General features: G+C 42.1%; 8 protein-coding genes. 2 read left to right on the top strand and 6 right to left on the bottom strand.

The annotated features are described in order from the left end of the window. Positions 1-3: 3 nt before the first annotated feature. The 5 genes from QZ135_RS02280 to QZ135_RS02260 all read right to left on the bottom strand — a co-directional run bounded on the left by QZ135_RS02280 (position 4) and on the right by QZ135_RS02260 (position 13,530). Positions 4-2,748: a beta-galactosidase gene (locus tag QZ135_RS02280; protein WP_294605576.1), complete on the bottom strand. Its 2,745-nt coding sequence runs from the start codon at positions 2,746-2,748 to the stop codon at positions 4-6. 18 nt (positions 2,749-2,766) lie between these two features. Continuing rightward, positions 2,767-6,207, bottom strand: coding sequence for a glycoside hydrolase family 2 TIM barrel-domain containing protein (locus tag QZ135_RS02275; RefSeq protein WP_294605574.1), 3,441 nt, complete (start codon positions 6,205-6,207; stop codon positions 2,767-2,769). 187 nt (positions 6,208-6,394) lie between these two features. Next, positions 6,395-8,800 carry a glycoside hydrolase family 2 TIM barrel-domain containing protein gene (locus QZ135_RS02270; protein WP_294605572.1) on the bottom strand — a complete coding sequence of 802 codons (2,406 nt, stop codon included), beginning with the start codon at positions 8,798-8,800 and terminating at the stop codon, positions 6,395-6,397. 80 nt (positions 8,801-8,880) lie between these two features. Further along, positions 8,881-10,434, bottom strand: coding sequence for a RagB/SusD family nutrient uptake outer membrane protein (locus QZ135_RS02265; RefSeq protein WP_009132011.1), 1,554 nt, complete (start codon positions 10,432-10,434; stop codon positions 8,881-8,883). Between the two features lie 18 nt (positions 10,435-10,452). After that, positions 10,453-13,530, bottom strand: a complete 3,078-nt coding sequence (locus QZ135_RS02260; protein WP_294605568.1) for a TonB-dependent receptor — start codon at positions 13,528-13,530, stop codon at positions 10,453-10,455. 217 nt (positions 13,531-13,747) lie between these two features. Between QZ135_RS02260 and QZ135_RS02255 the strand changes: the two genes are divergently transcribed. Both QZ135_RS02255 and QZ135_RS02250 read left to right on the top strand, forming a co-directional pair. Then, positions 13,748-14,746, top strand: a complete 999-nt coding sequence (locus QZ135_RS02255) for a nucleoside hydrolase (RefSeq protein WP_294605565.1) — start codon at positions 13,748-13,750, stop codon at positions 14,744-14,746. A 4-nt stretch (positions 14,747-14,750) separates the two neighbouring features. Continuing rightward, complete coding sequence (locus tag QZ135_RS02250; protein ID WP_294605563.1) at positions 14,751-18,671, top strand: two-component regulator propeller domain-containing protein; 3,921 nt, start codon at positions 14,751-14,753, stop codon at positions 18,669-18,671. Between the two features lie 51 nt (positions 18,672-18,722). Here QZ135_RS02250 and QZ135_RS02245 read toward each other — a convergent pair whose 3' ends face one another. After that, positions 18,723-20,519 carry a hypothetical protein gene (locus QZ135_RS02245; RefSeq protein ID WP_294605561.1) on the bottom strand — a complete coding sequence of 599 codons (1,797 nt, stop codon included), beginning with the start codon at positions 20,517-20,519 and terminating at the stop codon, positions 18,723-18,725. Between the last annotated feature and the right edge of the window lie 11 nt (positions 20,520-20,530).

Genomic DNA, 20,530 nt, shown 5'->3' with positions numbered 1-20,530 from the left:
TTATCAGTCTATCTTTTGTAAACATTCAAAATCAAATTCAACCTTTTTCACATCAGCCTGCTCATCAGTTCCGTTTGCCGGTAAGTCAAAAAAGATTTTCTCGTCTTTATCCAGTTTATAAATCACAAGCGTCAACTCTTTCCCCTCTACAGAATGTTCCTGCCGGTTCAAACCTACCGTCCAGGTGGCATGACTGTTATAATCATCATCCGAAAGCATATATCCGTTATAGATTTCCGCCTTATCACCGGAATAACTGATACGCATATAAATATTATTCAATTTCTCCAATGCATCTGTCGGCACTTGCAGCCTCCACTCTTTGAATGTATTATAAGCAATACCATCGGCATATCCCGGTTTATCCACCACCATCGGCATCATCGGTTGCGGAAATTCCCGTGTAAGTGAAGGATTGGAGTAATACTCCGTCGCCAGCCAGGAAGAGTCGGTACTAAATTCAATCCTGTCATAATTATAGTATTCCACAATAACACGTGCAGCAAATTGCTTCTTCCCCTCAACAAATGGGAAACTTGCAAACAACAAATTGACACCCTTCCTGGCATATCCTGTAAGGTCTATTTCATTTAACTGGTTTGGTTTTATTTCCTGATTTACCCAAGTATCATTCAGATTGAGTATACATTTCGACTCCGGATACATAAACAAAGTGACTTTCTTGATCTTCGAAGGATTATCCAGATTGAATTCCTTAAAGAAGAAACGGCGATAACGCTGCTGATAAGGTTCAATCCCATGAAAGTTTGCTGTTTCCAACCATTTTACCTCTTCCAGGATGCCCTTAGGCTGAATACGAATATCCATTTGCGGCTGATTGAAAATAACCGCTTTCTGTTCAAATCGCGGATTCATACCCGTCTTCAACTTATAATAAGCAGCCTTCTTATCAGTAGAGAAAATATAAACATCTCCAAGTGAACTGTATAAATCCGCATCAGAAATATAGCATACCTTCTTTCCATCTTGTTCCAATAACCAGCAGTTATCAGCCTCTTTTTCTGTCAGAATGACAACATACTTTTCTTCTCCATTCTGCAATTGTACCTTAAGTACACAATCTTTTCCCGGATTCAGTCCGTTAACAATCCAACTATCACTTTCCTCCTTTATCTTAGCCCGATTTGCCTCCACTCCTTTCACAGTCGATTTATCAAAAGATAGCTCCACGGGAATTTGCCTGTTCTGGAAAAACAGATAGCAATTATCAACGCTTCCCATCAATTGTGCCGTGGCATAATTCAGGCGCATAGCATCAAGTTCCACATTCAAGGGCCAGATAAAGACCGTACTATCCTGCATTTCAATACCTTTCTGAGGAAAACGAAGCATTTTATCTTTCAGTTTCACCTCAAACTTCACACTCTTCTGTGCCTTCTTCGGATGATAACGGGAATAATTGATTCCAAACATATAGCCGGTTTCATTATTAGAGCGTACAGACACCTGTAACCCATCTTCTTCCCATTTCGGGATAACAGGCATCATGGGAGCCAGGTCTTTCTCAAACTCATTGACAAAGTAATGCAGTTTTTTCACCTTCTTATAAGATTCCGCTATTTCTCCTGATTCGCGGATAGCAGCCTGAAAATCATAAGACTTCACCGGCAACCGACTCCAATACCCAGTTTTCAATTGTTCTTCCTCAGTAGACCATAGTTTACCCGTAAACTGAGTGGCACCGGCAAAAATATAATATCCCAGCAGATTAGACCCCGAACCAAGTTTGGCAATCATCATACCCAGCCCGTCCAAAGGATCGATGCTGAGCCTCCTGTGATAGGTATTTTGTACCCCCACTCCCATTTCACAAGTAAAGAAGGGATACTTTTCGTACGTCATATACACATCTTGCCGCTTTATCTGATCGTTGCCGATATTCTCATTATCACGGAACGAATCGAACAGGAAGTTTCCCGGCTGGTATTCTTTTCCTACATGTTCCACCCATGGAGCATCTGCATATCCTCCCCATAAAGGAATCACCTCAAAAGGAGGAACAGAACCGTCTCCCCAGCCCGTAACCGTATACATCGGGACATCAATGCCATTTTCCAGAGCTGTATCTTTCAGCCACTGGATATGCGGTTCACCCTCCTTTCCATACCAATATTCGTTTTCCAACTGGATGCCTATGATATTCCCGCCATCTTTATAGTAAAGCCCTTTCAGTTGATAAGCTATCTGGGCAAAATAACGTTTCACATAATTCTGATAAACCACATCATTTGAACGGTCTTTCAGATATTTTTTCTGTAAGATCCAGTCGGGTGTCCCTCCATTACGCGCTTCTCCATGCGACCAGGGTCCCAGTCTCGGAACTACAAACAATCCATGTTTCCGGCATAACTTAATAAAACTGCGCAAATCCTTCTCATTCTCCCACTCAAACTGACCTTCTATCTCTTCGTGATGATTCCAGAACAGATAAGTAGAGATAATATTGATACCGCAAGCTTTCATTTTCAAGATACGGTCTTCCCACAAATCCTTACGAATACGCGAGAAATGCAATTCTCCCATAACAGGCAGGATCGGTTTCCCACCCAGAGTCATATACAGACTGTTGATTTCTATTGCCTTCTCCTTAGGCCCCGAATTTCCCATCTTCAGATGACCGCACAAAGGTGCTTCCATGACATCCGAAGCATCCAGCTTATAAACTTTCTGTGCCGATAAGTTTGTAAGCAGGCAAAATCCGATAAATAAGAAGCCTATTTTTTTCATTTGTATTACATTATTAGGTTAATAAACTGCTTCCATTGTTTGAGTACTCCACTGATCCGCCCAGCGAATAAGTGGTCTGTCTCCATCGAATTCAACCGGTAACCAGACATACCGTGAATTTATTAAATCCGTTTTATTCCACCTGTCAAACATAGCGACAAATTGATCCTGCATCCCTTCAATGGGGAGTACATAGGTACTTTGGGCATAAAATGTCTTATTGGCATCACGCCCCAGACAGGGGGTATCTTTCAGTTCCCAAACTCCCATCATTGAATCGGATACAGCCCATTTAGCTTTATTCGGGTCCCAACCGGTGCAACCGGATGAGAGCATATAATAGTGACCGTTTCGCTTAAAGACCGCAGGAGCTTCCCGGGATTGTCCGATAAATCTCCGGACATAAGTTCCTGAAGGTTTTGTATAATCATCAGTCAACAAACTGATATATAAGGTACTGTTCCATTCTGACGAACAGATATGATAAGCCTTTCCATCATCATCCTTGAAAATAGTCTGATCACGGCTGTCTGCCCCATTCGGTTTAAAAGAGCCCAGATAAGTGAAAGTTCCTGTCGGTGAGTCACAGACCGCTACCCCGGCATGTGCCTTTTCATAATCAGGACTTTCAATATGCATCCACATTATGAACTTACCGGTTTTCTCATTATAGATGACCTTCGGGCGCTCTATCACTTGCGAAGGGTGAAGATCTGAAGTCGGATCATCATCTACCGTAGGCAGAACCTTACCCTCAAATTTCCAGTCTGTCAGATTCTTGGATGAATAGCAAGCCACCCCTCCGGCTTCAGCCCGCCAACACTCCCAGGTTTTAACCCAGTCCAGGCGATAGGTAGAATCACCTTTAAATTCACCATACCAATAGTAAGTACCTTCATGGTAGAGAATACCTCCCCCATGTGCATTTATCGGATTTCCATCCGTATCTTTCCAAATACTGCCGGGAGTTACGATATCTTTTCCCTGTTGCTTAGCCGACATCCGATCCACCGTCTTAATTGTAACCGATGCCCCTTTCATCCCCTTTGCTGAAACATTCAAGGTTATTTCACCTGCATTTCCATCCGACTGCAATATAGCCATTGCCTTACCTTTATAGGTTTTAGGTGATAAGGAGCGGAAACTTTCCATATCTGTAGGACATGCATTTCCCGATCCCCTGATAATACCATTACCCACAACACTTAAAGCCACTTTCATGTCAGCATCAGATACTACCCTGCCCTCTTTATCAATCAATTCAACAGTAACATACGCCAGATCGTCCCTATCCACTTTAATCACCTTGCGGTCTGCGATTAAACGTATCTGCACCGGAGCACCGGTTGTTCTTAGAATAGCGCATGAAGATTCACTGCTGTCATAGGTAGCCACTGCTTTCAGTTTACCCGGCTGATAGTTGACTATAAACGTAGCCGTATAGTCTTTCTTTGAAACTTCTTGCTCACCCAGCAATTCATTATTAAGATAGAGTCTTACCTTAGGCGCACGACTATAAACATTCACTTTTACAGGTTTGCCTTCCAGCCCTTTCCAGTTCCAGCTAAGCGATTCGTTCTTCCACCCCCAATAGCTCACATCTTCTGTTTTCCCGGCAGCCGGCAAAGGCTGTACCGCCATTGCAATTTCCCTTTCCTTCCAGATAATATCCCGGTAATAGGATTGCGGTTTCTTTTCTCCACAGATATCAATATCTCCACACCATGCGTTATACCAGGGCCAACCCATAAACTGGGGATTCTTCTCACCTTTACTCAGTTCCAGTGTATGGCCTATTCCTGCTTCACCCAGATAATCAAGGGCAGTCCATACAAAATCACCAATGATATACGGATGCTTTTCCACCAGATTCCAGTTTACAGCAGCTTCCTGCGCAACAGTCTCACTACCATATATGATACGTGAGGGATCTTTCTGATGATCATTCTCATATTCGTACCACATATAATTGTATCCTGCCACATCCAAATGTTGCATGGCCTTTGCAGCATCTTCCTTCCACTTCAGTTGCGGATTATCCCAATAATCGTTGATAGCAGCAGTTACCGGACGTGAAGGGTCTAATTTTTTCACTATATTCCTCAATCTTTCTGCAATCTCCATACCGGCATCATCCGAACGTTCCTGAATTTCATTTCCGATACTCCACATGATGACAGACGGATGGTTCCGGTCTCTCAGCACCATTGCCGAAATATCTTTTTCGTTCCATTCATCGAAGAAACGATGATAGTCCTGAGGATTCTTTTCTTTTTGCCAATGGTCAAAAGCCTCATCAATCACCAACATACCTTGTTCGTCGCAAGCTCTGAGAAAAGCTTCCGCCGGAGGATTGTGAGCACATCTGACCGCATTATATCCATTTGCCTTCAACAATTCTATTTTGCGTGCCTCTGCCCTATCCAACGAAGCAGCCCCCAACAAACCATTATCATGGTGTACACAGCCACCTTTCAGTTTCAGGGGCAAATTATTCAACTTAAATCCTTCCTTTGCACTGAAGGAAATAGTACGGATGCCAAAAGGAACAGATATTTGATCCAGCACCTCATGCCCGGAACGGATCAAAATTTTCGCTTCATACAAATGCGGAGTATCAACCGACCATAGCTTCGCCTGTTTCACCGGCAAAGAGAAAGCAACCGTCTGCTTACCAGCCGCGTCGACACTCACTGTTTGCTCTTTCATTCCTACCTCTTCACCATCAGGAGAAATAATCGTAACCATCATATTTATTCCTGTATTCTCCGCCTTTTCATTAAACACATCCGCCTCTATAGCCAATGTAGCCTCATCACCGGTCACCTTTGCAGTACGTACGGCAACCGCCCATTCATCCAAATGAACAGAATCGGTCTTTATTAACCATACATGCCGGTAGATACCTGAACCGGCATACCAACGGGAATTTTTTCCCTCATTCGTTACCTTCACAGCAATAGTGTTCACTTCACCTGCCGGATGGCAATACGAAGTAATATCACATTTGAAGGACGAATATCCATACGCATTGAAATTCACTTTTTGTCCGTTCACCCACACTTCGGACTGCGCATAGACTCCTTCAAAATAAAGAGAATGAAGTTTGTGAGTATCTTTACGGTCAATAGTAAATGATTTTCGATACCATCCTTCACCACCTACGGTTTGTCCGGTAGCAAAACCTCCGGCACTTTCTTTGGAGAAAGGGCCTACCGATAAGCCATCTGAACCGGAAAGAGGTTCTACGCTCCAGTCATGTGGCAGATTTAATACCCGCCATTCCGAATCATCGTAAGATTCTTTTGCCGCATCTTCCATTTGACCGAGATAGAATTTCCAATCCTGATCAAACTTAATCTTTCGTACGGAACAATCCGTGCCCTGACTGCATGCTGAGACAATCAACGAGCTTACAATGACAAATACATATCGTTTTACTAATACTTTCAACTTCATATTATCTCCTATTTTCGTCAGACCTACTCCTTACATTCTCCTTACCTACTCCCTACCTACTCCTTACATGCTCCTTCTATATAACAAGGAGAAGGTAGGTAAAAGGTAAGTTTTACATCCGGTTTTGATATAATCCGGGAATATTCTTCATTACCCGCCAATATCCACTTTCCTATTGTAAACGTCTTTATTTACTTCTCTGATTTATAGTAATATCAGCCACCGGAAGCCCTTGTACCTTTGCCGTTACAATAACCTTACCAGACGTTTTACCGGAACGTACTACCAACAGGTTGCTTCCGCGCCACGTCTTCCGACTGCTGGCAACGAAACTTTCTATGCTCATAGGGTTGGCATTGCCCACTCCTTCAATCGTAGCATCTCCTTCTATTGAAAACTCTACCAATTCTTCAGCCAACTGATTTCTAATGCCTTTACTATCTACCAATTCTAATGTGATATAACTTAGATCATTACCATCAGCTACGATTTCCGTTCTGTCCGCAGATAATCTGATCTTTTCAACCTTACCGGCACTTTCCAATGTTGCAGCACCCACTTCTTTACCTTTATTATAACTTACGGCCTTCAATATACCATGAGCATAAGGGACTTCCCAGGTAAGCGTATTTTTCTTATCGGCAGTATTTTCTTGCTTTCCTAAAGATTCCCCATTCAGGAACAGTTCAACCTGTTCACAATTGGAGTATACAGATACTGTCATCTTTTTCCCTTCATATCCCGGGAAATTCCAATAATCTACAACATCCGGGAAATCCCATACACTCCAATCCGCCTTATCCGGATTCAAAGGGAAAGAAGGAACAGGAGGCGTCACTACAATATGGGATACCGGTGTCTCACTCCATAACGTTTCACGCAAATAGGATTGGGGACGACGTTCGCCCGAAAGATTCAAATCGCCGCAATTGGCATGATTCCAAGGAAAAATACGTTTATCAAGCGGATACCCACACCAGCCGATACTTGCCTCACCAATATAATCAAAAGCAGTCCAGATAAAATCACCGATCACCCATGAATGGTTTTCTACTCCTTTCCAATAATCATAAGCCTGGGATGCGTAGGACTCCGAAGCATAAATAATGCGGTCCGGGTGACGTTTAGCATCCGATTCATAACGGTTTAAACAGTAATTATAACCACAAACATCCAGAGTGTCCAGAAAATCATCCGTCGCATCAACAATAGAGTTAACTCCCGCCGTAACGGGACGCGTTATATCAAGCGCCTTCACAAAACCTGTCAACTCCCTGCATACCTCTACCACTTCAGCAGTTTCTTTGTTTTTGATTTCATTACCGATACTCCACATAATAACACAAGGGTGATTTCTATCACGTGCAACCATGCTATGCAGATCTTCTTTCCATAACTTATCAAAGTACTGTCCGTAATCATCCTTGTAATGACCTTGTCGCCACATATCAAAAGCCTCATCTATCACCAACATACCTAAACGGTCGCAGGCATTGAGCAAAGCAGTTGAGGGAGGATTGTGGGATAAGCGTAGCGCATTGAAACCAGCCGCCTTCAATAATTCAATTTTCCTTTCCTCTGCCCGGTCAAAAGCCTTTGCACCCAAAAGGCCATTGTCATGATGAATACATCCGCCTTTTAATTTCATGGATTTACCATTCAGTTGAAAACCATTCTCTGCACTAAATGCAATACTGCGTATACCTATTGAAATACATTCCTCATCTATTATTTTATTGTCTTGCAGAAGACGGTTTACAACTTTATATAAGTAGGGATTGTCTGTAGACCATAATTGCGGAGAAACCACTTCCAACGTATGTCCAACCTCTATTTTTCCTTCGTTATCCAATGTTACCTGTTGTTCTTTCCGAACTACAGTACGGTTCTCCTTATCTACAATCTGTGTTTCCAGAATCACTTTCCCGGTTGACTTTTCTGTATTTGCCAGAATACTTTGTACACATACCTCCGCTTTATTTGCTGTGGCAACAGGTGTAGTTACAAACGCCCCCCAAGTTTCAAAATGCAACGGATTGGTTATCTTCAGGAAAGTATGCCTGTATATCCCCGAACCTGTATACCAACGACAGTTCAGACCTTCATTCTTTACGCGAACAGCTATCAGATTTTTTTCTCCAAATCGCACATAGTCTGTTATATCCAGTTCGAATGCAGTATATCCATAAACATGATTGGCTACATGGCGATCATTCACCCAAATGTCTGCATTCATATAAATTCCATCGAAAGCGACAGCAATACATCTTCCTTTCTCAGCTGCATCCACATAGAAATGTTTTCTATACCAGCCAGTTCCACCTACAGTAAAACCTCCCGAAACCTCGGTGACAGCATCGGCAGTAAAAGGAGAGTTTGTTCCAGGAATATTTTCAATGCTCCAATCGTGCGGGAGGTTCACCAGACGCCATTGTGAATCGTCTAAATCTGAACTCTCACCTTCAACAATATCTCCACGATGGAACAACCACTCCTCATCGAAAGATTGTTCCCGAAGGGTAGGTTTCTTCTCACTGCAACTACTCAATCCCAACGTTATTAGCAAAAACAATAGGCTGTATATACTTCTCATATCATTACATTTAGCAGAGCAAAGGCCGGCCTTCAGACAGGATTTTCATCCGGCCAGCCTCTATCTGGAATTTATTTCAATTATTTACCACCCCATTCCGGTGCCTGGACCAAAGCTCTGTTATTATCTAACTCTGATTGAGGAATAGGCCATACATATCCTTTTGACGAATCGAAGATATGAGAACCTGCCCCACCGTCTGCCCGGCATCTTTCGTATGCTTTATCCATTTCTTTCCAGCGCATAAGGTCAAAATAACGGGTACCTTCCAAAGCTAGCTCCACTCTTCTTTCATGCTTCACCACATCGAGCAATTGGTCATAAGAGAGATTGGAGCCTTCGGCATCTTCCACCTTCGGCATCATCACATCGGCACGCTGACGCACCTGGTTCACCATTGACATAATTTCGTCTTTACCCGTATTTTGCTTAGCCAAGGCTTCAGCGCGCATCAACAGTACATCAGCATAGCGAATGACATACATATCCTGATTATCGGCAGCCCATGTAGTAGGCTGGTTTTGATATTTACGCATGAACAATTGGAATGGACTGTTCCAGGACCACCATGCGTCACTGACTTTGCCGTCATACGTATCACCATTCTTCGTCATCAGTGTATATGTCAAACGTGGGTCGCGAGTTGAATCATCATCCGGATCATAGATTCCCGAAGAAGTAATAGGCTTGCCATCCTTGCAATAAAAATCGTTTGCCAAATTCGGATAAGGCAACTGCCACTCCATCGGATAACCGTAGTTATAAGCTAAGAAACCACCCTCACCATTTTGTTGGTCGGTATTTTTAAAGCGAATGGCAAATACTATTTCTTTGCTGGCACCACCAGCTTCTGTAAACAGGGTACTGTAATTCGGATCTATCTCATATTGACTCAGGTTAATAACCTGTAAGGCAGCATCGGCAGCCTCCTTATACATCTCGTTGTACAGGTATACACGGGCTAGTAAGCCCAATGCGGCACCTCTGGTAGCACGGCCTCTATCAGCTGTAACGGGTAGCATACCTTCGGCAGTAATGTCTTTCAAGTCTTTGATTATGTCGGCTACAATTTCTGATTTCTGCGACTTAGGTACCTGGCTCGTTTCAGTAGTCAACACATTAAACACCTTTGGAACATCACGGTACAAACTGGTCAGGTGATTATAAAACAAAGCTCTGATGAACTTAGCCTCACAAACGATTCTTGTACCTGCTTCTTCACCTATTTTACCGTTCTCCAGCATTTGCGGTACTTTTTCAATAACATTGTTGCATCGTGCAATACCTGCATAAGAAGCATTCCATACAGCCTTAGTAACAGCTGCTGTGGGGCTCATGGTATTGGTAGTGATCACATCAGGTCCCACCCACGGAATCCAAGCAAAATAGCCGTTATCCGTAGCAAATTCCAGTTCACGCAAACTACAAGTATTTCCACCCGGCCAGCAGAATCCTAAGCTACCTTCACTTTGCAAAGCATCGTAGCAACCTACCAATGCTTTAGTTGCATCAGCCTCTGTATTCCAAAAGTTACCGTTAGACAACTCTGACAAAGATTCACGATCCAGGAAGTCTGAACAGGAAAAGAGAGAAAAGGCTAATGACAAAATAACTGAATAATATATTTTTTTCATGATCTTCTTTATTTAAAATTATAATGTAATGTTTAAACCTACAGAGAATGTCTTGGCATTAGGATAAGCATGACCGCGAGTATCGGTTCCATACTTTTCAGGATCATAATCGTCAATGCCGGTAATAGTCAGGATATTCTGTGCAGAAACATATATTCTCAAGCGTTCCAGTTTCGCCTTACGAATCCATTCTTGTTTGAAGGAGTATCCCAGTTCAATGTTCTTCAGACGCAGGTAAGAAGCATCTTTCAACCAGAATGAAGAGGGTTGGCTGTTATAGTCACCATTGCCCAGACGCGGGAAGTTTCCGTTAGGGTTAGCACTTTCAGAATAACGATCCAGAAATGCCGTCGTAACGTTACCCGAAACAGTAGGATAATCCATCACAATACGGTCCACACCGGCTACACCCTGGAAGAAAGCAGAGAAATCAAATCCTTTGTAAGCAGCATTCAAACTAAAGCCGTAAGTAAAATCAGGGAATGGATTACCGATCACTGTACGGTCGTAAGTATCCACCACTCCATCCGGTTTGCCTTCCGGACCGCTGACATCCTTGTAACGGACATCACCCAACTTCAGAGCACCACCGCCAACAGAATTCTTTTCATTAGCTTCATCCACTTCAGCCTGTGTACGGTACAATCCATCGGCTACATAACCATAATAAGAATTGATAGGATGTCCTTCCAGATTGATAGACCAGTCTGTAATCCATGAGTCTTTGCCGTGCAGGTCGAGAATCTCATTCTTCACTTTACTGAAGTTGACATTTGCACCAAATTTCCAGTCACCCCATTGATCATTATAACCTAAAGCAAATTCCCAGCCTTCATTCTTTACCGATGCAGCATTCACATAAGGTTCAGTAGAGATACCCACAATTCCGGGGATGGGCAATTGCAGCAAAATATCAGAAGTCTTCTTGTAGAAATAGTCAGCAGTAAGGGTAATCTTGTTGTTCAGGAAAGCGGCATCTATACCTATATCCGTAGTAGCGGTTGTTTCCCATTTAATGTCAGGATTAGCCAATGAAGAAATAGCCACACCCGAAACTTTGTTATCACCCCATACATAGTTATTACCCAAACCGATATACTGTGCAAACGGATAGTAACCAATCTCCTGGTTACCCAGTTCACCCCAGCTACCTCTTAGTTTCAACTGGCTGATAAAGCTATATTTCTCCATGAAAGCCTCTTGAGCAATATTCCAGCCTACAGATACAGAAGGGAAATAACCGGTACGGTTCTTTTTAGGTATTCTGGAAGACTCATCACGACGAAGGTTGAATTCAGCCAAATAACGATCCTTGTAATTGTAGTTCACACGGCCAAAGAATGATCTCAAGGCAGCTTCGGCAGCATCTCCCTTGGCTGAAGTACTTAAAGCACCGTTCAATACGGTAATATTGTCGCTCGGAAGATCTTCACCTGTTGCCGTGGTAGAACGGAAATTATTATATTGGTTAGACTGTCCCAGCAAGAAGTTGAAAGCATGGCCGTTCACATCAAAGTGATAAGTAATAAGGTTTTCGTTGATCCACTGAGTCTCGGAATAATAAGCATCGGTCAGGTAATTCTTACCACTACCTCCTACAGGGTTACCATACGAATCCTGAGGAATATAAGCAGGTTCAGCACCAATACTGTTCCATTGGTTATATTGATAAGCAAAGCTGGTCTTGATAGACAGGTTCTTGATCGGTTCTATTTCCAGGAAAGCCTTACCGTCGAAACGGCTGTATTTCTTCTTTGAGGTTATGGTAGTGGCATAAGCCGGATTCTTAATAGCCTGCATTTTATCGTTACCATCCACAAATCCCCATTCACCATTGCTGTATTTATAAGGTACCGAAGGACGGGAATGCCATTTCATCTGTTCGAATACATAGTAAGTACCAATGGTAGGTTCCTCTACTTCTTCATGGTTACCAGAAACATTCAGTCCTAAAGTGATTATGTCAATGAACTTGCTGTCAGCATTCAGGCGGAAGTTAAAACGGTCAGTACTTGTGCCTTCCATGATACCATCCTGTCCCATATATCCTACCGACCCCATATAATGAGAAGTTGCATTACCACCCGACATAGACAAATGATGGGTCTGGATAGGAGCAGAACGGAATATTTTGTCCGACCAGCGGGTATTGGCAAACAAATCAGGTCTCGATCCATCCTTCATTTGCTGAATCATTTCAGGAGTAAAATTCGTAGTTACATCTCCCATAGCCTCATTCTGCTCATTATAAAGAGTAGCCCAATCCCATGAATTAATATATGTAGGCAGAACCGTAGCTTTCTGTACACCATAAGATCCGCTGTAAGACAGTGTCTTCTTGTCTGTATTTCCGCGTTTCGTTGTAACCAGGACTACCCCGTTGGCAGCACGTACGCCATATATAGAAGCAGAAGCTGCATCCTTCAATACTGATATATTTTCAATATCATTCGGAGAAACACTGTTAAGGCTTCCTTCCACACCGTCAATCAACACCATAGGATTACTGTTACCAAAAGTGTTTATACCGCGGATACGGATTTCCACATCTCCCTCAGCACCGGGTTGCGCAGAGAAAGAGCTCACGGTAACACCACTCATTCGTCCTTGCAGCAAACTGGAAGTATTGGATACCGGAATGTCTTTAATATCATTGACTTTTACAGAAGATACTGCTCCCGTCAGATTGGCTTTTTTCTGCGTGCCATAGGCCACAACCACAACTTCATCAATCAACTCCGAGCTTTCTTTCAATACAATATTAATTTGCTGGTTTGCCCGGGCTATTTTCACGACTTGCGTTTCATAACCTATATAAGAAATCACGAGATTTTGTCCTACTGATGCCTGAATAGAGAAATGTCCGTCTACATCTGTAATCAGACCATTCGTAGTACCTTCTACTACTACAGAGGCTCCAATTATCGCTTCACCGGCAGCATCCTTCACAGAACCTTTCACAGTAACAGCCTGTTGTGTAATGGCTGATGTTGAAGAACCGAGATCTTTTTCCGTTGATGCGTAGGAGAGAGTTACTCCACCAAGGAATAGCAATCCGAAGATGATTCGTCTTTGCAAAACATGTTGTTTATTCATAATATTTTAAATTAAAAAGTTACTGATGCAAAAGTCCCTGTTTCTTTATAAACGGGATAACAGAAAAGCACAAAAGAATAACAAATTCCTGTATTCACTATTAAAAACAGGAATTTGTTATCAATCGGCACGATTCTTTTATTTTTAAGCGTCTTCAAAAAGAAGGGGATCGCTTATTTTTTCCTACTTTTGAATATTGAATTTTAATCAGTATGCTATGAATAGAATAAGATTTATTTTATACCCTTTCTTATTGCTTCTCCTTTGTGGATGCAGCCCTTCAAATAGAACTAATGCTGATAAAGTCCGATTGATTTTAGATACGGACTTGGGACCTGACTATGATGACGTAGGTGCCATGGCAGTGATGCATGCCTTAGCTGATAGTGGATATGTAGATATACTGGCTACTGTATCTTCTAATAAGTCCGAATTAACAATTCCTTGTATTGAAGTCATTAATACATACTTCAAGCGACCTGATATTCCTCTTGGCGTTGCAAAAGGAGAAAGTGCAGTCACATTGGAATGCCCGCACAACAAAAAATGGACTGAAGTTTTGCCTCAGAAATATCCCCACCGAATAGCGAAATCATCAGATGCCCCCAATGCCGTCAAGGTATATCGATCTATTTTATGCACGCAACCGGATAGTAGTGTCACAATCTGCACCATCGGAGCTTTCTCCAACCTAAAAGAACTGCTACAATCAAAAGGAGACGAATTTTCACCGGAAACAGGAGCAGAACTTGTACGCAGAAAGGTTAAGCAGTTAGTTTCCATGGCAGGGATATTCCCCGAAGGACGAGAATATAATGTATATTGTGACGCTTCCTCCTCCTCTTTCGTTGTGAACCATTGGCCTACAGACATTATCTTCTGTGGATTCGAGATTGGCTACAACATAATAACCGGTCGCCGGATTAGTCGGATGCCTGTAGAAAATCATCCTATAAAAGATGTGTTTTTACTAAGCATGTCCCAGGGAGAACCACAAGGTAGATGGAGTTGGGATCAGGCAACTGTTTGGGTAGCCATAAAAGGCTATACACCTTATTATATCAGTGAACGGGGAATTATATCTGTAGACTCTGAGGGTAATAATACATGGAGAGCTACAAAAACAGGAAAGCATATCCGTTTAATAGAGTCTTTACCTGCAAAAGAAATGGAGGATTTACTCGAACAATATATGATGTATTGCCCTAAACATTAAAATTATGAGAAAGCTATTATTTATATTCGTACTCTTTTTAGCTTCCACTGCCGGAGCACAGAAGCTATTGCATTATGATTTAGCAGATGGATTATCAAGTTCTGAAATCACTTCTATCTGTGAAAATGACTATTATATGTGGATTGCCACAGAAGATGGGCTCAACCGTTTTGACGGACATCGGTTCAAAGTCTATAAATCGGGAAAATCAGCAAACAACAGTCTTAAGAATAATAATATAGAAACCTTGTTCCTTGATTCCAGAGGCTTGTTATGGATTGGCTTTAAGACCGGAGGAGTAGATATATACAATCCGCGGACCGACCAGTTCACCCACCTCAATGAGCAAGTTTCCGAACCCATCCCTAACCGGATTGTTTCCATATTCGAAGACTCTGATCATAACATTTGGTTGGGAAGCTGGGAAGAAGGTATATGCAAATTAACTCCCAAGAATACAGAACGTACCAGCTTCACAGTCGAACGCAGCCATTCAGGAGCCATTGTCTCCAGTTTTGTGGAAAAGCCTAAAGGATATATATGGATCAGCACCTATACAGGACTTGTGATGTACAACTCCCGAAAACAAACATGGACAGACATTACTCCCAAGAACCAGACCATCACACAACTACACGACACCGGAGAAGAGAATACCCTGTATTACTCTTCATGGGATAATGCGCTCTATGAATTAACTTGGAGCCAACAACCCGAACAAGCCCGGACCATCCATCTACATAACAGCAATACCCCCATATACCGCATAGAAGGAGAAGCAAACAAACTTTTAATCGGTACCTGGGGAGAAGGAATAAAAGTATATGATAAAGAACAAGAGCGTATTTATCCACTACCCGGCACAGAACATCTGGGCACCACTTTTATCAATGCCATTTATAAAGATAGCCTTGATAACATCTGGATAGGTTCATACGGAAAAGGACTCTATAAGTATTCCTCCTCAGACAGGGGAATCAATCAGTTACTCTCAATTCGTAAAACACATTCTCCCATCACTTCTATCGCCCTTTTACAAGACAAAATACTGTTGGGAACCTTAGGCGACGGTATGTATCATTTCGATATGCGTACCTCTACTGAAAAGGAGAATTATAAAAGCAAAGACAAATTCAAGGACCATATCTTATCTATCGGGCAAAATAAGGATATTACGTTAGTGGGGCACGATGGCATAGGATTATTATATTCTTTCCAGAATAATAATTCGCAGGAAATTCAATGGAAAGAATTTACGGCAAGCACTGAATTAGAAAAGATTACGACTTTCTATATAAAAGACAATAAAGTATGGATAGGCACCAAACAAAACGGCCTGATGTCCGTATATCTGGACAAGAAGAACCAGCTAATAAAAGATTATATCCATTATGACTATTTCAGTCGGGACAGGATAAACGCTATCATACCTTATCGTGACAACCAATTGTTTATAGCTTCGCATAATGGGCTCTCCATCTTCAATGCATCAGACCAGGTCACTCTAAAAGATAAAATCATCGACCAGGAGATTGTGTACTCTATCATAGAAGATAAAAGTAATAAATGCTGGTGGATAGGAACATCAAACAATCTGTTGAAGATGGAAGTATCCAATGATTCACTGCAAGTTTCTACCGCATTCCCTACATACCCATTGCCGCAAGGGGCCATCAAGTCATTGTTGCTCGATGATAACCAGAATCTATGGTTCTTTATCGGTGAGAAGATATTCTGCTACATAAACAGTGAACAGCGCATCTGCGAACCGAATATCAGCTATTGGGGCAACTCTTCTATCCTTTCAGCCGAAAAAATAACTTATGAAAACAAAGAATATATCCTGTTCGGCAATACCGAACAACTCATGATTGTGGATGTGGAAAAGGCGCTACATCAGTATGATAAGACCAAACTCATATTGACTGATCTGGAGATCAACCACCAAAAGATACAGGTAGGCGATACGATAAACAACCGGGTGATTTTAAAAGAGAATACCGAATATATACCTTCCATCACCCTGTCTTATGCCTCCAAATGGATATCCCTGTCCTTTACTGAAATAGGGGAAGCCAACTACTGCAACAAATACCTATACAGGATGATCGGTTTTACCGACAGCTGGCAATATCTCGATATGTCCGTACCTCTGACCTTCTCACAACTCAACCCCGGCACATACACTCTGGAAATTATGAAATATAACGAAGAGTCAGGCACCAAGCCATGCTGGTCCATGAGTATTATTGTCGCTCCGCCCTGGTGGAAAACACCTTTGTTCTATTTCATTTCCTGCCTGATTATCCTGTTGAGCATCGCACTCATAATATATATGATTATCAGACACTACAGAAGAAAGAGTATACAAAAGATACAGGAGATGGAGACATTGAAGAAAGAAGAACTATTAAAAGAAAAGGAAAGTTTCTTCGAAAGTCTCGGGCACGACCTGATTACACCTTTATCTTTGATACTGGCACCTGCCAATGATATGTTGCGTGAAACCAAAGAAGATGATATTCAGTATGAAAGACTATCCATCATCACTAAAAATGCTGCATTCTTATCCGATCTGTTTTCTACAATCCTTGACTTCAAGCGAGTGGAATTCTCTGAAGTAAAGATAAACAATAGAAACATAGAAATCGTATCATTCTGCCGCATCATAGTGAATGCATTCAATTATCTGGCAAGCTCTAAAAAAATCCAGCTATCCTATCAGGCCAACATCCCCTCCATACATATATGGATTGACAGTGTAAAATTTGAAAGGATTTTATATAACTTACTGAGTAACGCCATTAAGTACACCCCCGATCAAGGCAGTGTATCGGTGGCACTGGAATATATAGATGGACAATTGAGTGTATTCATAAAAGATACGGGACCGGGTATCAATCAGTTATACCAGGCAACCGTATTCAATAAATTCTATAGGGAGCCCCAATACAATAAGGAAAACACTCCCAACGGATTGGGCATAGGATTATATGTCGTGAAGAAATTCGTATCAGTAATGAACGGCACAGTTTCTATTGACTCACAACCCGGACAAGGCACCACACTGTGCATCAAACTACCGGTAGAGAATTCAGAAGAATATCAGGAAACAACTGATATTACCGAATTTAAAGCACAAGCAACCAATATAGAGAACAGTGCCACCATATTACTGGTAGAAGATAACGAACAGATACTTAAATACCTTGCGGGCAAATTGGCGGAGCACTTCAACGTAGTGACAACCACCCATGGAGAAGAAGCCTTGAAATTAGTAGGTGAGTATCTTCCTGAAATCGTAATATCGGACATCATGATGCCCGGTATGGACGGCCTGACACTGTGCCGCCATATAAAGGAAAATTCCCTTTATGCCGATATATTCGTTATATTACTGACTGCCAAAACTTCATCTGAAGATGAACTAAGGGGGTATAAAGAAGGCGCTGACATCTATATCAAGAAACCTTTTGATACGGAAGCATTGATCAATCAGATCATGAATATCCTGAATACGCGCCAGAAACGAAAAGAACAACTCCTAAAGAACCTCATAGCCAAAGACAGTAATACCATTGAGTTCAATTCCAAGGAAATATTCCTGCAACAGGCCATGAAGGTGATAGAAGAGAATCTGGATAAGGCGGACTTCAACATTGAGGAATTCTCAATAGCCATGAATATCAGTAAGACAGTGCTTCATAAGAAGTTCAGAATGCTTATCGGGCAGACACCCAATCAGTTTATCCGGGCTATCCGGCTTCGAAAAGCATCCGAGCTATTGATAAACAGTGATTTGTCAATAGCGGAAATAGCCTACCTGACCGGTTTTAACCAAGCACATTATTTCATCAAGTGCTTTAAGGAAGTATATAATGAAACACCCAAGAGTTTCAGGGATCTGAAAAAAGGAGACCGATAACCTCAAGAAAGGGATGACTGTGAAACTGTTCCAGTCATCCCTTTTCCAATCTTATTTCTTATCAGCAGAATATTCAACCTCGTAAACTTCCAATAAGCAGTGTTCGCTATTCCCATCTATAGTGGTACAACTTATTTCCAACGGACGTCCTTCTTTTATATCGTCAGCAGAAACCTCTCCTACCGCCCATGACAAGCCGCACCAGATCATCTTATCATGCGATTTCTTTATCGGAACAGAACGCTTGCCCTGCTTTATTTCTATATCGAAGAAATGGTCCATTTTAATCCCGGTGGGAGGAGCACCGCCCCACGAACGGAATGCTTTTCCACGCTCATCCAGTTGCTGAAAGAGAATCCGTACAGTTTTCCCTTTCGAAGGAATGTAATGTGCCTGCAAGGTATGCTCATTTTTCTTTTGCACATCTATTTTTACCTTTTGAATTGTTGCAGGGATAACGATATCTTTCTCAATACCTAAATCATACTCCCGGGTACTGAACTTGCCGTATCCGACAACAACCATCTGTTCCGGCCCCAATTCCACAATATTCTTTTCTAAAACAGGCATAAAACCACTGTCCGTAAAAAGCACCCTACCCGTTCCTGTTGCTTCAGGCAACGTTACTTTGGCCTTCTCTTGTGATGCGTTTACCACAGTATAAAGGTTCCCTCCTTCAGCGGAAGCCATGTATCCGTACGGCAGCGCTTTGCCGGGGATAGTACCGAATGCTGAAATATTTCCATACTGCTGTACCTTCATATACAATTGCTGCACTTTAACCATCCAACGAGCATCATCGTCACTTAGCAAATCAATATTTCCATGACAGACATTCAACCAGCCTCCGCGTGCCATCGTCAGAATCATCATGCCTTTCCAGGCATTTAAAGCCCTGTTATAACAAGTACCCGTGGTACCAATCATAAAAGCACAGTTATCAATGCGCTGGACCGGTACTCCATTAAACAAGTATTGAAAGGTCATGTGATCCGAATACAAATCCTGTGAACGCCAGAAGTTCATCATCGGCACATCAGAAAGACGGGGATCACCGCAATACATCGTATCAAATATTTCCAGCCAACGCAGGTCTACTGTTTTTCGAAACGAAGTAACCGTATTTTCCATATCACCCCCGAAACCATTGTAGCCAATAAAAAGTACATCCGGATTCTTATAACGAAATTCTTTTATGGCAGAAATAAAGGTATTTTTATTCTGTTCCTCAATGTCAGTAGGCAACATCGTACATTTGGCATCAGGAGTTGCCGCATCAAAATAAGCAAAATCAAATTTGAACATCTTGATACCCATATCCGCGTACATTTGCAGGGTCTGCATAAGATGGTTCAAATATCCTCCTCTGAACAGACAAAGAGTTGTTCCGTCTTCCGCCACAGAACTTTCCCATTCCGGAATAACCTTCATCGTATTTGCCTCTCCGCCTATACGCAGCAGGTTCGTAGAAAACCACAAACCGGGCTTTATTCCTTCTCTTTTGCACGCATCCAGCCAACGTTTGGGACCTTCCGGCCAGCAGTCCGACCTCCACTTACGATATCCCTCATTCACATCAAACCAGAATGCGTCCATCATATAATAATCCACCTGTACACCCGATTTTTTCAAACGCACAATGTGATCCAACTCTTTCATTGCCAATGTCTCATCCAGAGGAATGTTATCAGATAATTCATCATAGGCGGACCAATTGTTATAGACAAATACAGGTTTGGTCAATCTAGCCGTTCTATTTTTATTCCATCCGTCAGATAAATTCTGCGCCACTCCAGAAAGGAATATGCACAACAATAGCAACAGGATATTTATTCTTATTCTATTCATAAGTCATATCT

The sequence above is a fragment of the uncultured Bacteroides sp. genome (genome assembly GCF_905207245.1).
Lineage (GTDB): Bacteria > Bacteroidota > Bacteroidia > Bacteroidales > Bacteroidaceae > Bacteroides.
The sequence above is the reverse complement of the archived record's forward strand: the minus strand, read 5'-3'. Positions and strand labels throughout refer to the sequence as shown.

Coding starts and splice junctions, on each gene's coding strand:
- QZ135_RS02280 (WP_294605576.1), bottom strand. CDS start 2,748: ATGAAAAAAATAGGCTTCTTATTTATCGGATTTTGCCTGCTTACAAAC.
- QZ135_RS02275 (WP_294605574.1), bottom strand. CDS start 6,207: ATGAAGTTGAAAGTATTAGTAAAACGATATGTATTTGTCATTGTAAGC.
- QZ135_RS02270 (WP_294605572.1), bottom strand. CDS start 8,800: ATGAGAAGTATATACAGCCTATTGTTTTTGCTAATAACGTTGGGATTG.
- QZ135_RS02265 (WP_009132011.1), bottom strand. CDS start 10,434: ATGAAAAAAATATATTATTCAGTTATTTTGTCATTAGCCTTTTCTCTC.
- QZ135_RS02260 (WP_294605568.1), bottom strand. CDS start 13,530: ATGAATAAACAACATGTTTTGCAAAGACGAATCATCTTCGGATTGCTA.
- QZ135_RS02255 (WP_294605565.1), top strand. CDS start 13,748: ATGAATAGAATAAGATTTATTTTATACCCTTTCTTATTGCTTCTCCTT.
- QZ135_RS02250 (WP_294605563.1), top strand. CDS start 14,751: ATGAGAAAGCTATTATTTATATTCGTACTCTTTTTAGCTTCCACTGCC.
- QZ135_RS02245 (WP_294605561.1), bottom strand. CDS start 20,519: ATGAATAGAATAAGAATAAATATCCTGTTGCTATTGTTGTGCATATTC.